This window comes from Cytobacillus solani (assembly GCF_001420595.1).
In the GTDB taxonomy this organism is placed as follows: Bacteria; Bacillota; Bacilli; order Bacillales; family Cytobacillaceae; genus Cytobacillus; species Cytobacillus solani.
Map to the genome: position 1 here is coordinate 1741494 of NZ_LJIX01000006.1, position 15670 is coordinate 1757163.

At 36.7% G+C, this 15670-nt stretch carries 17 protein-coding genes; 14 read left to right on the top strand and 3 right to left on the bottom strand.

All coding sequences use genetic code 11. The features are described 5' to 3' along the window. Positions 1 to 246: 246 nt before the first annotated feature. Both rsmD and coaD read left to right on the top strand, forming a co-directional pair. Positions 247 to 801: a 16S rRNA (guanine(966)-N(2))-methyltransferase RsmD gene (rsmD, locus tag AN957_RS10570; RefSeq protein WP_053475482.1), complete on the top strand. Its 555-nt coding sequence runs from the start codon at positions 247 to 249 to the stop codon at positions 799 to 801. Positions 802 to 841: 40 nt separating this feature from the next. Next, positions 842 to 1330: a pantetheine-phosphate adenylyltransferase gene (coaD, locus tag AN957_RS10575; RefSeq protein ID WP_053475483.1), complete on the top strand. Its 489-nt coding sequence runs from the start codon at positions 842 to 844 to the stop codon at positions 1328 to 1330. 37 nt (positions 1331 to 1367) lie between these two features. Here the strand turns inward: coaD and ylbJ are convergent, their stop codons facing one another. After that, the gene (gene ylbJ, locus AN957_RS10580; protein WP_053475484.1) at positions 1368 to 2585 is read right to left on the bottom strand and encodes a sporulation integral membrane protein YlbJ; all 1218 of its coding nucleotides are present in this window, start codon (positions 2583 to 2585) and stop codon (positions 1368 to 1370) included. 194 nt (positions 2586 to 2779) lie between these two features. Here ylbJ and AN957_RS10585 point away from each other — a divergent pair, with 194 nt between their 5' ends. After that, positions 2780 to 3580: a patatin-like phospholipase family protein gene (locus AN957_RS10585; protein ID WP_053475485.1), complete on the top strand. Its 801-nt coding sequence runs from the start codon at positions 2780 to 2782 to the stop codon at positions 3578 to 3580. Then, positions 3570 to 4586, top strand: a complete 1017-nt coding sequence (locus AN957_RS10590; protein ID WP_053475486.1) for a SepM family pheromone-processing serine protease — start codon at positions 3570 to 3572, stop codon at positions 4584 to 4586. The genes AN957_RS10585 and AN957_RS10590 overlap by 11 nt, the downstream gene beginning before the upstream one ends. A 14-nt stretch (positions 4587 to 4600) precedes the next feature. Here AN957_RS10590 and AN957_RS10595 read toward each other — a convergent pair whose 3' ends face one another. Then, positions 4601 to 5818: a nucleotidyltransferase gene (locus AN957_RS10595; RefSeq protein WP_053475487.1), complete on the bottom strand. Its 1218-nt coding sequence runs from the start codon at positions 5816 to 5818 to the stop codon at positions 4601 to 4603. Between the two features lie 175 nt (positions 5819 to 5993). Between AN957_RS10595 and AN957_RS10600 the strand changes: the two genes are divergently transcribed. From AN957_RS10600 to AN957_RS10615, 4 genes are all read left to right on the top strand, one after another. Next, positions 5994 to 6518: a YceD family protein gene (locus AN957_RS10600; RefSeq protein WP_053475555.1), complete on the top strand. Its 525-nt coding sequence runs from the start codon at positions 5994 to 5996 to the stop codon at positions 6516 to 6518. A gap of 77 nt (positions 6519 to 6595) precedes the next feature. After that, positions 6596 to 6769: a 50S ribosomal protein L32 gene (gene rpmF, locus AN957_RS10605; RefSeq protein WP_053475556.1), complete on the top strand. Its 174-nt coding sequence runs from the start codon at positions 6596 to 6598 to the stop codon at positions 6767 to 6769. Between the two features lie 93 nt (positions 6770 to 6862). Further along, positions 6863 to 7618: an enoyl-CoA hydratase/isomerase family protein gene (locus AN957_RS10610; protein WP_056684029.1), complete on the top strand. Its 756-nt coding sequence runs from the start codon at positions 6863 to 6865 to the stop codon at positions 7616 to 7618. A 94-nt stretch (positions 7619 to 7712) separates the two neighbouring features. After that, positions 7713 to 8294: an RsfA family transcriptional regulator gene (locus AN957_RS10615; protein WP_056684032.1), complete on the top strand. Its 582-nt coding sequence runs from the start codon at positions 7713 to 7715 to the stop codon at positions 8292 to 8294. 78 nt (positions 8295 to 8372) lie between these two features. On the opposite strand, the gene AN957_RS10620 is transcribed toward AN957_RS10615, so the two are convergent. Further along, positions 8373 to 8843 carry an N-acetyltransferase gene (locus AN957_RS10620; RefSeq protein ID WP_053475559.1) on the bottom strand — a complete coding sequence of 157 codons (471 nt, stop codon included), beginning with the start codon at positions 8841 to 8843 and terminating at the stop codon, positions 8373 to 8375. Positions 8844 to 9170: 327 nt separating this feature from the next. Here AN957_RS10620 and AN957_RS10625 point away from each other — a divergent pair, with 327 nt between their 5' ends. The 6 genes from AN957_RS10625 (at position 9171) to bshC (ending at position 15576) form a co-directional block, all read left to right on the top strand. Next, entirely contained in the window at positions 9171 to 10514 is a 1344-nt protein-coding gene (locus AN957_RS10625) for an acetyl-CoA carboxylase biotin carboxylase subunit (protein ID WP_053475560.1), read from the top strand. Positions 10515 to 10526: 12 nt separating this feature from the next. Then, entirely contained in the window at positions 10527 to 10739 is a 213-nt protein-coding gene (locus AN957_RS10630; protein ID WP_053475561.1) for a biotin/lipoyl-containing protein, read from the top strand. Positions 10740 to 10781: 42 nt separating this feature from the next. Continuing rightward, a complete protein-coding gene (locus AN957_RS10635) occupies positions 10782 to 12323 on the top strand; it encodes an acyl-CoA carboxylase subunit beta (protein ID WP_053475562.1) in 1542 nt (513 codons plus the stop codon). Between the two features lie 135 nt (positions 12324 to 12458). Beyond that, positions 12459 to 13364, top strand: a complete 906-nt coding sequence (locus tag AN957_RS10640) for a 2-dehydropantoate 2-reductase (protein ID WP_053475563.1) — start codon at positions 12459 to 12461, stop codon at positions 13362 to 13364. Between the two features lies 1 nt (position 13365). After that, entirely contained in the window at positions 13366 to 13761 is a 396-nt protein-coding gene (locus AN957_RS10645; RefSeq protein ID WP_053475564.1) for a DUF3397 domain-containing protein, read from the top strand. Between the two features lie 147 nt (positions 13762 to 13908). Continuing rightward, positions 13909 to 15576, top strand: a complete 1668-nt coding sequence (gene bshC / locus AN957_RS10650; protein WP_231690049.1) for a bacillithiol biosynthesis cysteine-adding enzyme BshC — start codon at positions 13909 to 13911, stop codon at positions 15574 to 15576. The last annotated feature ends 94 nt before the right edge of the window (positions 15577 to 15670 follow it).

Consider the following 15670-nt stretch of genomic DNA (forward strand, 5'->3'; position numbering starts at 1 on the left):
TACTAGGATAGAAGGCAAAGGGAGAGGAGAAACCGGAGGAAGAACTTATGGGGAAACGTAAGTCTTCTCCGCGGTTGGCAACAACATCCTCGAATAGATGCTGTTACTCACATTATTTCCATAATGAAAACGTATATACACGAGAATCAGATATTTTTCATATCGTTCAAATGTTTTCTATTTAAATCATTTGTGATAGGATAGGAAGGAAAAAATGATTAATGGAATGATGTGTGTGGTGATAAGATGCGTGTAATCTCAGGGACCCGTAAAGGGAAATTTTTAAAAGCTGTACCTGGCAGTTCAACTAGACCAACGACAGATAAAGTAAAAGAAGCAATTTTTAATATCATTGGTCCATACTTTGACGGTGGAGTAGGACTTGATCTATTCGCTGGAAGCGGTGGACTAGGAATAGAGGCTCTAAGCAGGGGTGCAGAGAAAGTTATTTTTGTGGATAGGGATGGGAAGGCGATTCAGACTATTCACGAGAATGTGAAAATTTGTGAACTCGATGATTCTGCTGAAATCTTTCGAAATGATGCTGAGAGGGCTCTTAAGGCTGTAATAAAAAGGGAACTTAGCTTCCAATTTATTTTTTTGGATCCACCCTACAAAAAACAACAGCTTTTAAAGCTTCTTGAGTGGATTGATAGAGAGCAGCTCCTAGTTCCAAATGGTACGATTATATGTGAGCATGGTTCAGATATTCATCTTCCAGAAACCGTTGGGAATTTAGGGGTTCGCAAACATGAAAAGTATGGAATCATTGCGATTACTATTTATGAATTAACTAAATGATAAGTTAAGCGACAGGATTATATATATGAGGGGGATTTTTATGGGGGCTATCGCTGTTTGCCCTGGAAGCTTTGATCCGATTACATATGGTCATTTGGATATTATTAAAAGAGGGGCTAAGGTTTTTGATCAACTTTATGTAGTTGTGTTAAATAACTCTGCTAAACATCCGCTTTTCTCCGTTAATGAAAGAATAGAATTAATAAAGGAAGTCACAAAAGATATTCCAAATGTCAAAGTTGATTCTTTTCAAGGGCTGCTTGTTGATTATGCAAAAAGCGTAAATGCGAGCGCAATCATCCGTGGGCTTCGAGCTGTGTCGGATTTTGAATATGAAATGCAGATCACATCGATGAACCGTGTATTAAATGATGAAATTGAAACATTCTTTATTATGACAAATAATCAGTATTCCTTTTTAAGCTCGAGTATCGTAAAGGAAGTTGCAAAGTATAATGGAAAAATATCAGAGCTTGTTCCTTATTCGGTCGAAATTGCTCTAAAAGAAAAATTTGAAGGAAAACGCTAACGAGCACATTATGTGCTCGTTCGTCATTGAAAAAGCTTTAAGAATGGATCCGAAATCTTTTTGCCAGAAGTAAGACATAAATAGCTAATGCAATAATAGTAATGATCGGTCCCGTTTCAACAATTAATGTGTACCATTTTTGCATCCAGGAGCCTTCTTCAAAGATACCGACTGGTATAGCATTTGATGGCTGCTCTTTATTGTAGAAACGTTCAAATAAGGGGTTCCACAGGATGGCTGCATAAAATGCTGCAAAAAAGCCGTGAAAGATTCGTGCGATAAAAAAAGGCTTGAAATCAATATCTGTTTGTGCGAGTATGCTTGCAACCTGTGCTTGAACACTAAAGCCGCTAAAAGCCAAGATAAAGCTTGTAATAACAGCCTGCTGCATGAATGTAGCTTGCTGAACCTGACTGGTCATTTGGCTTCCAAGGGTAATTTCAAATATTCCTGAAATAAAAGGAATGCTTAACTCAACTGGCAAATGAAGTGCAGATAATATATACTCTAAAGCTTTAGCTAGAAGGCCAGTTATACCGACGTGGAAAAGGAGTTTATTTAAAACTGAAAAAAGGATGATGAATCCTCCAATCATTAGTAATGTTTTTATTGAAGACATGACTGCATCTCCAAGAAGCTTGCCGATCGGCCGGTTATCATTAATTCTTGTTCGATGAAGTGCTGAAAAAGCTGCTCTTAAGGATGGCTTTCTTTTTTTCTCTTTTTTTGTTTCTTCCTGTTTCCTGCCGTAAAATCTCATAAGAAGGCCAACGGAGAAATTTCCAAGATAATGAGCGATTGCGAGAATAATACCGAGCTGAGCGTTATGAAAAAAACCAACAGATACTGCGCCAAAAATAAACAGCGGATTTGAACAGTTTGTAAAAGAAACGAGGCGTTCGGCTTCAATTTTTGTCAACTGGCCTTCTTGTCTAAGTCTTGCTGTTAATTTTGCTCCAGCGGGATAGCCGCTAGCCATGCCCATCGCCCATGCAAAGCCGCCAACTCCTGGAACTCTAAATAATGGCCTCATAAGTGGTTCCAGAAGAACGCCAATAAATTTCACAACCCCAAAACCAATAAGCATTTCGGATACAATGAAAAATGGCAAAAGCGAGGGGAATACAATTTCCCACCACATATTAAGCCCTCTTATGGAAGCATCTACAGACTCTTGAGGAAATGAGATGAGCGAAATTGCCATCAAAGTAACAGTTAATGCAAGGATGATTGTTTTTAATTTAGAACGAAACACATGCAGAGCCTCCCTCAAAAGGTGAACTTACAATGAAAATAGATTTTAAGATAAAATGCTACTATAATATAAACGAAATATAGAATTAGCCTGTCATACTTGTCCTCATATAAATCAATATACTCATAGAATGAAAAAAAAGACCATAAGATTGAACATGGTCATTGATTTGTATATATAAAGGGGGTATTCTTTTGTGTCGGCCGAAGATTGGCTTGGCTTTAGGCTCAGGTGGTGCGAGGGGATTTGCCCACTTGGGGGCAATTAAAGTACTTAAGGAAGAAGGAATCCCCATTGATTTAATTGCTGGCAGCAGTATGGGTGCGATGGTTGGCTGTTTTTATGGTGCTGGTTTGGATATTGATCGTTTATATAAATTATCGAAAGCCTTTAAAAGAAAATATTATCTGGACTTTACAATCCCTCGAATGGGGTTTATTGCAGGAACAAAGGTTAAAGAACTGATTCGTATTTTCACTCACGGAAAAATGCTTGAACAGCTGGATATTCCTGTTCAAGTGGTAGCCACAGATCTAATGACAGGTGAAAAGGTTATATTTGATAAAGGACCAATTGCCGATGCGGTACGAGCAAGTATCTCTATTCCAGGAATTTTCGTTCCGGAGAAATTAAATGGACGTCTATTAGTAGATGGAGCAGTGGTTGACAGGGTTCCTGTTTCCGTCGTGAAGGATATGGGTGCTGATATTGTCATTGCAATAGATGTATCCCAAGTGAAAACCAATACTGAAATCACATCGATATATGACGTCATTATGCAAAGTCTTGATATCATGCAGATGGAATTAGTCACTTATAGAGCAGTAGATTCTGATATAATGATTCGTCCGAGTGTTGAAATGTATAGTTCAAGAGCTTTTACAAATATTGATGAAATTATCCTTATTGGGGAACAAGAAACAAGGAAGCAAATAAGTTCAATAAAAAAAATAATTAAAGAGTGGAAGGGGCTTAAAGACGTAAATGAGAAATAAATACTTTATACGTTCCTTTATTATCGCAGCAATTATTGTCCTAATAAGTTCATTTTATTACCTTCCCTTCTACGTTTCAAAGCCTGGAATGGCCAAGGAGCTTGAGCCGATTATTGAAGTCGAGAATGGGTTTGATGAACAAGGAAGTTTTATGTTAACTACTGTAAGGATGGGAAGAGCAAACATTTATTCATACGCAATTGCAAAGCTTAGTAAGTATCAGGAAATCTTCCCGATAAAGGCTATTCGAAATGAAAATGAGACAGATAAAGAATATAATGTACGTCAGCTTCATTTAATGGCGACATCGAAATTAGCAGCAATTGAGACTGCATATAAGAAAGCAGGTATTCCTATTGATTATGACTATAATGGTGTTTTTGTACTAAATGTGATGCCGGGGATGCCTGCAGAAGGAAAACTAGAAGCAGGTGATCGGATTTTTAAAGTTGACGGGAATGAGTTCGAGTCTTCAGAGCAGTTTATACAATATGTATCAGGGAAAAGTGTGGGGGATGAAGTAACTTTTGCAATTGACCGGTATGAAGAGATCCAAGAGGTAAAACTCCCTTTAGAGCGATTGAAAGAGACAGGGAAAGTAGGAGTGGGCATTTCACTAGTCGATGATAAGGACATCGTCGTTGATCCAACGGTAACAATTAATAGCGAGGATATCGGCGGACCTTCAGCTGGTTTCATGTTTTCATTGGAAATCTATAATCAATTAACAGAAGAGGATTTAACGAGAGGATATCCAATAGCAGGTACTGGTACGATTGATTTGAATGGTAATATTGGCCCAATAGGAGGAATTGAACAAAAAATTATCGCGGCAGATAAAGCGGGTGCTGAAATCTTTTTTGCGCCGAATGAAAAAGGTGCTTCCGACTCCAACTATAGAGCAGCTGTAAAAACAGCAAAAGATATAAAAACTAAAATGAAAATTATTCCTGTGGATACCTTTGATGAGGCAATATCATATCTTAAGAATTTAAAAGCAAAATAGCGGCATGATGTCCGCTATTTTGCAACTATGATTGGCGGCTGCTTGAATTCTGTTTCAAGCAGTTTTTTTTGACTGGAGCCAGATGCACCCATAGCGTAAATTCTAGACGCCTTAATATCCAGTAAAAGCTGTCTGTTCTTAGCAGCAGAAACTTTGGAGATCATTGGAAGAGCAAAGTCTGTTTTATATTTATTTAAATATTCTCTCCCAGTAGTTGTCATACCTAAGAGCCTTAGGTATGAGGCTTTATCTTCCTTCATAAGCATTTCTTTTTTAGTTGTATTCGTAAGGATATGGACACAAGTCCGTTGCAGTCTTGTCCACGTATACCGTTTTGTTTTAAGCTTTTCCATAAATTGAAGGAAGCTTTCAGATTCCAGTGCGGAGGATAGGATTCGATTCTCTAGTCCTTCTTCTACTTCATAGATATTTTTTAGCTGTTCAGGTGTCATTTGGATAAGACGAAACTTTAAATAGGGCCAGTAAAGCTCCCAGTCATGGAAAAGCCCGTATTGCTCCTTATATTCAAGGAGCCCTCCATATGTTGTCTCAGGTACGTATTGACGTATTGACTGGAGTTGTCCATCTACTGAGAAAAGAGCCTTCCTGATGCTTGTGGCACTTGCAATCGTTTCAGATGCAAAGTGTGGATCATGGTAATTTGCATTTTTTCTTGTAACAGTGAAAATTTTTATAGATGCTTGCATTGCATTCGCTGCTTTTATGTATTGGTAGCCTAAGATATTATTAGGCTTTGACAAATCAATTAAATCATTGGCCGGAGAAAGTGTATGATAGGCTAATGATGTCGCTTTCGGGTAGCTGTTTCCTTTTTCTAAAAAATATTTTACTTGCTGTTGGTAAGTCTCATTATGTTGCTTCAAAAATGTTTCAGTTTTATTAAAGCTATCCATACTGCCTGATTCGCTTCCGAAACAAAGGGACTGGCATCCTGCAGCTTCAAGAATGGAAACAGCACCGCTTGCAAATGTATTTGCCTGCTGGGTAGCAAACACATAAGGAAGTTCAAATACAATATCAACGCCAGCATTCAAAGCCATTTCAGTCCTTTTCCATTTCGATACAATTGCAGGCTCTCCTCGCTGAAGAAAGTTCCCGCTCATAACAGCGATAACAACATCAGCGTTTGCTGTTTTTCTTGCCTCTTCAATATGAAAGGCATGTCCATTATGAAATGGATTATATTCCACAATTACACCAACAGCATTCATATTAATTTCTCCTTTCCATTTCGTTTAAAAGTGGGAAATCATGAGAAAACTAAGCAAATAAGCTAAAAATAGGTTATAATTAGCTGATAATGCTCACATTATACTGTAAAGAAAAAATATTGACAAATAATTATATGACAGCTATAATTACCTTTGTTGCCTTGGGGTGATTCGTATGAAATGGACTTTAAGTCAGTTACAAAAACATCGAAGCAAGGATTTTCCGTTTGATGAAATTGTCAATGTAGATGAGATCAAAACCATTGATCCAACGATCAGGGATGCTTCATCAATGCATATAACGGGTCGAGCAGATATTGACTCTGCTAAGGTGACTTTTCATTTAAAAATTAACGGTCACTTAATACTTCCTTGTTCTCGTACTTTAGTTGACGTAAAATTCCCAATTAATGTGGAAACAACAGAAACTTTCCTCTTAAAGGATCTGGACTATGAAACCGAAGAGGAGGTTCATCGGGTAAAGGGGGAAGTGATTGACCTAATGCCGGTCATTCATGAGATCTTAATACTTGAGGTTCCCATGCAAGTGTTCTGCACCGATAGCAGTGAAGAAGGAGCTCCACAATCCGGAAAGGATTGGGAGGTTATTCAAGAGCGAGACAAAGAGGAAAGAATTGATCCTCGTCTTGCGGGACTTGCTCAATTTTTTGATCAAAATGATCCTTCTTCTGACTCATAAGAGCGGAAGAAAACAAGTAACTATTTGAAGAATCCAGCATGATCTGGCCTTCATAACTTTTTAAGGAGGTGGGAAGAATGGCTGTACCTTTTAGAAGAACTTCTAAAACTGCAAAGAGAAAACGTCGTACCCATTTTAAATTACAGGTACCTGGTATGGTATCATGCCCAAACTGTGGTGAAATGAAACTTGCTCACCGCGTATGTAAAGCTTGCGGAACATACAAAGGAAAAGAAGTTGTTAATAACTAATTTCCAACTGACATAAAAAGCACAAGAACATAATGTTCTTGTGCTTTTGTCGTTTTGTTATTATATACATAAAATCAGGTAAGGGAGATTTTCATGAAACCATATGTGTTAGAAGTACATGAGAACGGATTGGCAGTCTTTACAGTTAATAGACCTGAGAAGAGAAATGCCATAAATTATGAAGTAATGGATGGGCTAGGAGAAGCACTGAAAGTGGCAGTGGAAGATCGAATTAAAGCGTTAGTTATAACTGGTGCAGGTGACAGGGCATTTTGTTCAGGAGGAGATTTATCTTCCTTTCACCAATTAAAAACCGAAGATGAGGCATTTGAGATGTTAGACCGAATGTCTGAGCTACTAGTTCGACTGTTTTTCTTACCAAAACCAACTGTCGCACTGCTGAATGGTATTGCTGTTGGAGGAGGCTGTGAACTTGCTTCTGCTTGTGACTTTCGGATTGCAAGGAAGGATGTCAAGGCTGGCTTTATTCAAGGGACACTCGCAATCACTACAGGCTGGGGCGGCGGAACCTTCCTTTCTGAAAGGCTGTCTCCTGCAAATGCAATGAAAATGCTAATGGAGGCTCGTTTGTATAGTAGTGATGAATTAAAAGAAATGGGCTTTTTCCAATCGTTATATACTGGTGATCCACTAGAAAGCTGCCAATCCTTTTTAAATAAAATGCTAGTACTAGAAGGGGATGTATTAAAATCTTATAAAAGGATGTTTATAAGAAAATGGACAGAAACAAGAGTGGAGGAAAGAGTGAAGCAGGAGGTCAGAAATTGTGCGATATTGTGGGAAGGGGAAGCTCATCATAAGCAAGTAGATAAATTTTTGAAAAAGTAAAAACAAAGATAATTGTGAAGTTTCAAACAGGATATCATTCTATCTTTTCTAGCATAAGCATATTATTAATAAAAAACACTAGGAGGATGAACTGATGTCATCAACTCGACAAGATGCATGGACTCATGATGAAGATTTGCTGCTTGCAGAAATTGTGCTCCGCCATATAAGAGAAGGAGGAACACAGCTGCAAGCATTTGAAAAAGTTGGCAAAGAACTAACAAGGACAGCTGCTGCATGCGGCTTTAGATGGAACTCATATGTTAGAAAACAATATAAATCTGGAATTGAACTTGCAAAAAGACAAAGAAAAGAAAGAAAACAAAATAATCAGACCTTAGAGGATAAACAGCAAGATACAGACCAGATTCTTGAAGCAGAGGTTGTCGCCTCTCAGGAAGAGAAGAAGGTGTGGGATTTTGAGGAATTAGTTACTTACTTAAAAGATTTATATGAAAAGGCTGAACAGTCAAGCTTGCAGGATGAAAATATTAAAACGAATGAAGAACGGATTCAAAACCTTGAAAAGCAATTGTATTACCTTGCTTCGGAAAATGAAAAATTACTAAAAGACTTAAACTCTATTCAAGCGGATTACAAAGCATTAATAAATATAATGGAAAGAGCGAGAAAGCTTGTTGAATTAAAAAATGAAGATCATGAGCAAAAAGTATAAAGGATAACTAAGAATGGTTTATAAATGAGAAAAGCGGACATATACATTGTCCGCTTTAATATTGACGCAAAGGTCTATCTAATGTAATTGCTCCTTAACGCCATCAGGGTACCAAACAAGTGGGTTTTCTCCGCGATCTCTTTCCATTTCATAAGCAACAGACGAGAAGCCCATTTTATCCCAAAAGTCTTTAGATTTGACTCTTGGATTTGTTTTAATAGGAAGCCCAAAGCTTTTTGCATATTCCACAAGTGCTTTCCCATACCCTTTATTTTGATAATCAGCAATCACCTCGAGCTTCCATAGCTCTAAATAATCTTGAGCAGGATCAAAGTAGCGGTCGAATTTTTTCTCTACTTGATAAAGGCTCATCCTAGCAACAAGTTTGTCCCCGAAATAAATCCCATAGAAAGGAGAAACGCTATCATCTTCAATAATGTTAGCTTCAAGGTCCTCAAACATTGAAAGTTCTTGTAAACCGTATTCTCTAAATTTCTTAAATTCTTCAAGAGTTTTGTAATTTACTTTTAATTTTTCAACCTTATACATCTTCGCTTTCCTCTCCTTCTTTGCAGCAATTGATGAATAAATTAATTATTTCTATTTAAGTTAAAATTTCGATGAAAATGTATCTTTCTATAATTCTTATTATATAACAAAGAAATAAAAAATTCTGCCCTTATATAGCTAGTTCCAATTAAAGTCTATAAAAAAATCGGAAGCGTTTTCAAAATTAGCAGGAAAAAGAGAAAAGATTGTAGAAATATATTGTATTATAGGAAGATTAAGAAAATAGTGATTAAAATGGGAATCTTTCTATGCTAAAAGTGTATATCACTTTTAAATGTAACATCAAAGATAGAAGGGGGATCTTGGGTGAAGAAAATACTAATTGCAAACAGGGGAGAAATCGCCTTACGGATTATGAATACTTGCCATCAAATGGGAATCGAAACAGTTGCAGTTTATTCTGATGCTGATTCAGATATGCCATTTGTCAAAGAGGCAACATATGCGTTTAATATTGGTGAACCTGCTGTAAATAAATCCTATTTACGATCTGAGATTATCCTTGAGCTTGCCAAGAATGAAGATGTCGATGGGATTCATCCTGGCTATGGCTTTCTTTCAGAAAATGCAGATTTTGCAAGGTCTGTCATGGAAGCGGGTATCATCTTTATTGGACCAGATCCAGATACCATAGATTTAATGGGAGATAAAATTGTTTCAAGAAAGACAATGTTGGATGCAGGTGTGGCAGTCGTACCAGGCAGTGAGGAAGGAACTTCAACACTTGAAGAAGCCGTAAGACTTGCAGAATCAATGGGTTACCCTGTCATGCTGAAAGCTAGTGGCGGAGGCGGCGGGATTGGAATGGTGCGCTGTGAAAATGAGCAAGCGCTCGCTAAGTCGTTTGGTTCAACAAAGGCTCGTGCAAAAGCATATTTCGGCTCTGAAGAGGTATTTGTAGAAAAGTATATAAATAATGCAAGACATGTGGAAGTTCAAGTATTTGGTGACAATTACGGAAATATTGTTCATTTATTTGAAAGAGATTGTTCCATTCAGAGAAGGCATCAAAAGGTTGTGGAAGAATCGCCTTCTCCATTTTTATCAGATTCAGCCAAGCAAAAAATGTATGATACGGCTATTAAAGCTGCCACAGCAGTAAATTATAGAAATGCTGGCACCATTGAGTTTATTGTTGATGAACAAGAGAATTTTTATTTTCTTGAGATGAACACAAGATTGCAGGTAGAGCATCCTGTAACAGAAGGGGTAACTGGCCTAGATCTGGTGAAATGGCAAATTCTTGTCGCACGAGGAGAGAAGCTTCCGCTTGCACAAACGGATATACAGCAAAAAGGGCATGCAATTGAGTTTCGTTTATATGCAGAAGATCCAAAAAGCTTCCTCCCATCACCAGGTATTATGGAAGAGTTTACATGGAAGGAATTTCAAGGAATACGAGTAGATGCGGGCTATGCATCAAGATCAACGGTTACTCCTTATTATGATCCAATGATTGCTAAATGTATTATTTATGGGGATACAAGAAAAGAGTCTCTTGAAAGAGCAGAGCAATTTTTCAAGGGTTTAACTATTAAAGGGATTAAAACAAACGCTCCATTATTTAAGGGAATTCTAAAAGATCCAGATTTCATCAATGGTAATTATTCCACAAGCTTTTTAACAAATAAAACATTAATTACAGAATAGGAGAAATAGATTATGAAAGAAATTACATCATCAATGGCTGGAACGGTTTTAAATATTATGGTTGGAGGCGGGGACGAGATCACTTCTGGTCAAGAGGTATTAATGATTGAATCTATGAAAATGGAAATTCCTATCGAGAGCCAAATAGAGGGGAAAGTATCTGAAGTGAAAGTGAATATTGGCGATTTTGTGAATGAAGGAGATGTGTTACTCGTTCTGGAGTAAAAATGATGATGATTAACTTATAAGGCAAGGAGGAGGATTGAAATGACGACAGTAAATACTTTGGTAGAAAAACTTAAGGGAAAAAACCGTGAAATTGAAGCGGGTGGGCATGCGAAGTATCATGAAAAATTGCAGGAACAAAATAAATTATTTGTTAGAAAACGGCTAGAACTCCTTTTTGATAATGGGATCTATGAAGAAGATGGGAAATTTGCGAATTGTGCTGAAAAGGATTTGCCAGCAGATGGAGTCGTTACAGCAATTGGCAAGATATACGGGCAAACTGTTTGTGTTATGGCGAATGATTCTACGGTGAAAGCAGGCTCATGGGGAGCACGAACGGTGGAGAAGATCATTCGTATTCAAGAAACAGCAGAAAAATTAAAGGTGCCCCTCCTTTATTTAGTTGATTCTGCTGGTGCAAGAATTACTGACCAACTGGAGATGTTTCCGAATCGACGCGGAGCAGGTCGTATTTTCTATAATCAGGTGAAGCTTTCAGGTATGATTCCGCAAATTTGCTTATTATTCGGTCCTTCTGCTGCTGGAGGAGCGTATATTCCGGCTTTTTGTGATATTGTGATTATGGTTGATAAAAATGCATCTATGTACCTTGGTTCACCAAGGATGGCAGAGAAAGTAATTGGTGAGAAAGTTACCCTTGAAGAAATGGGTGGAGCAAGAATGCATTGCTCTGTAAGCGGGTGTGGCGATATTCTAGCAGCGAATGAAGAAGAAGCGATTAAACTTGCGAAAACCTATCTTACATATTTTCCTGCGAATTTTAAAGAGATGCCTAAGAAAAATGATCCAATAGAACCAAAACAAGGGCGTGATTTAGAGGAAATCATTCCTAAAAATCAGAATGCTCCATTTGATATGTATGAGTGTATCGATGCATTAATAGATGAAGACAGTTTTTTTGAGATAAAGAAACTTTTTGCTGCTGAAATCATTACAGGTCTTGCGCGAATAGGCGGACGAACAGTAGGGATTATTGCTAATCAGCCTCGTGTAAAAGGCGGAGTTCTCTTTGTTGACTCTGCTGATAAAGCGGCGAAATTTATTCAGCTATGTGATGCATTCCATATTCCATTGCTATTTCTTGCTGATGTGCCAGGTTTTATGATCGGTACAAAAGTTGAAAAGGCTGGAATTATCCGTCATGGAGCAAAGCTAATCGCAGCAATGAGTTCTGCAACTGTTCCGAAAATATCAGTAATCGTTAGAAAAGCATATGGAGCAGGATTATATGCTATGGCAGGCCCTGCATTCGAACCAGATTGTTGTATTGCTTTGCCTACGGCACAAATTGCTGTAATGGGTCCTGAAGCGGCAGTAAATGCAGTTTATTCAAATAAAATCGAGAAAATAGAGGATCCGAAAGAAAAAATAACTTATATTCAAGAAAAACAGCGAGAATACAGTGAGCATATTGATATTTATAAACTAGCTTCTGAATTAATCGTTGATGATATTGTCTCTCCGTTTGATTTAAGAAATGTACTTATACAAAGATTCAATTTATATGAAACGAAGGAATTAACATTTAGTGTGCGTAAACATCCAGTGTATCCGGTATAATCCTTCTTGACTCCTTCCTCTTTCGATAGGAAGGAGTCTTTTTACTTTCATTAAAGGCTTTCTTTAACTTTCTTCCCATCATTTTTTAGTTTTCTGTTAAAATATGACTAAATACTTAATAAATATGAGGTAATTATGAAAATAGGGATTATTGGTGGAGGTTCTATTGGCCTGTTGCTTGCTCATTATTTAACGGAGCATCATGAAGTTCGCGTTTATGTCCGCTCAAAAAAGCAGATGGATAAAATGGCAGCAGAAGGTCTATTTTTTGAAAAGAAAAAAAAACTGATCAATGAAACGATTAATGTTTCATTGTTTTCAAGCTGGAGTGCTGAAGAAGAGCTAATAATTGTAGCGGTTAAGCAGTACCAACTCCCTTCAGTACTCGAAAAATTTAGAGAATCAAATAGATTGAAGAACTGTACATTGTTGTTTCTCCAAAATGGGATGGGACATTTGAAACTGCTGAATGAGCTAAATGCAAAAACAATTGCCGTTGGTACAACAGAGCATGGCGCAAATAAAATAAAAGACAATCATGTCATACATACAGGAGATGGCCTAATTAATTTATCGGTTTATCGAGGGAATAACGTATCTGAACTAGCAGAATTATTAGCAATGCCTATTCGGAACTTTCCATTTAAATTTCAAGAAGACTGGAACGAAATGCTGCTTCAAAAGCTGATTGTCAATGCAGTAATTAATCCTTTGACAGCTGTGTTAAATGTGAAAAATGGAATGCTCCTTAAAAATACTCATTTTAATTATTTATTCAAAGAATATTTTAAGGAACTGAGTACAATTTTGAATATTAGTAATAAGGAAAAAACCTTTCGTCATTTAGAAGATATTTGCAGAAAAACATCTGAAAACCGTTCATCTATGCTAAAGGATCTGGATGAACATCGTCCGACAGAGATTGATGCGATTCTCGGCTTTGTTCTTGAAATGGCAAAGGAAAAGCAGTTGGATGCTCCGTTTTCAGAAAACTACTACCATCTGATAAAGGGAAAGGAGTATGAAGGGGGGAAGAATTAGAATGGGGTCTATTTTTTCATCAATTATTGCTACCTTTGTAACAATTCCGCTATTAGGATATTTGCTAATCTTTATTATTTGTAAACAAATTACAAAAAAACATCGTCGCTCTGTACATATTGCATTAGATATCACAACATTATTATTTGTTTTTTCTGTTCATCATTTAATTTTAACGATATGGGAGCATAATTATTTTTGGATTATTATTTTATTTATGCTGATCATCGCCATTGTTTTTGTCCTTATTTTTTGGAAAGTCAAGAAGGAAATTGATTTCTCGCGTGTTTTCCGAGGCTATTGGCGATTTAATTTTCTTATATTTTTTATGGCATATATCGTTCTAACGATCATCGGACTTGTGCAAAGTGTGAATACATTTGTTGCTATGCAATAATATTTCTATTTTTTAGAAGCAGTGACTAGAGTACTTTACTTTAAAATCGTGCAAGACAAACTTTTTTCTTTTCATTACGGACAATGATATACTCTTATGGTAATAATGAGATATGAAAAACCTCCATTTGATTTAAGAGAGAATGGAATGAAAACTAATGATAAGAAAGGAAGTTCAAAAATGGAGATTCTAAATCTCTCATTACCGGCTACGAACCGGTTTGCAACTGAATATCTGGAACAGACACCAGAAATTCAGCGCTATTTTCATTATCGATTTAATGATCATTTAGAATATGAAAAAAGATTAACCGAAATACAGCAGCGTTCGTATATGAGGAATGAGCTTGCAGCACATATTGAAGAATACATGGATCAATTTCCTACATCGGAGAAGGTTAAAGTATCAATTGAGAAATTAAAGGAAGAAAATAGCACGGTTATTATTGGTGGTCAGCAGGCTGGGATATTAACTGGCCCTTTATATACGATACATAAAATTATTTCGATCATTGCTCTCGCTAAGCAGAAAGAAAGAGAATTAAATGTTCCGGTTGTCCCTGTGTTTTGGATAGCTGGTGAGGATCATGATTATCAAGAAGTGAACCATGTATTTGTTGAAAGAAACAACAAAATAGAAAAAAAGATTTATCCAGAAAAAGTGCTTGATAAAAGGATGGTTTCAGCTATTGATTTGAACCATGATCTTTGTTATCAATGGGTTGAAGGGATCATCAAATCATTTGGTGAAACTGCCTATACAAAGGACTTACTCCTTGTTTTTGAAAAGGCTATTCATGAATCAAAAACCTTTGTAGATTTTTTTGCATGGATTGTTATGCATCTATTTAAAGATTCCGGGTTATTGATCATTGACTCAGGTGATGAGAATATCCGCAAACTAGAAAAAGAATTCTTTATTAAGCAAATAAAAAATTGTAAGGAAATCACAAAAGAAGTAAAGGCACAGCAAAAGGTGCTTAAATCGAATGGATTCGAACATACGATTGACATAAGCGATCAAGCAGCAAATCTTTTTTATTATGATCGAGAAAATCATGAAAGGATATTGCTTGATTATGATGATGAAAACAACCTATTTATCGGCAGAGATGGCCAAATTCAATTGACAATTGAGCAGATGCTGGAATTAGCCGGTGAATTTCCGGAAAATCTCAGCAATAATGTTGTTACGAGACCATTAATGCAAGAGTGGATTTTTCCGACACTTTCCTTCATTGCTGGACCTGGTGAGATAGCCTACTGGGCAGAACTTAAACAGGCATTCGAATGGTTTGAGTTGAAAATGCCCCCGATTGTGCCGCGTCTAAACATCACACTATTGGATCGCTCAGTTGAAACAGATATGGATGAACTTGGATTGGATTTACGTGAAACATTAATAGTAGGTACGGAAAAGAAAAAAAGAGATTTCCTTCAAACTTTAAAAGATGAAAATCTTGATAAGCTATTTGAGAAAATGAAACAAGATTTGCTTCTTAATTATGGAAAGCTAGAGGCTTATGTAACAACGGAAAATAAAGGGCTGCTTCCATTACTTAATAAGAATCAAGGAAAAGTATTTGATCAAATCGTGTTTATGGAGAATAAATTGGAGCAGTCTGTACAAAAGAAATACGAAGTCGTTATTAATAAATTTGAGAGGGTAGAAAATGCCTTGTGGCCAGCAGGATCACCACAGGAGAGAACGCTAAACAGTTTTTTCTTTATTAATCAGCATGGACCCACTCTTATTAGCGACCTTCTTAATTGCAGTTTTATTTTTGATGGGACACATAAAATCATTCGGATTTAACTAAAAGATGGATCTTTTCTATAAACATAAAATAATAAATATCAACAAAAAAAGACTGCATCTCTTAATTGGTGCAGTCTTTTTTTGTTGAAGA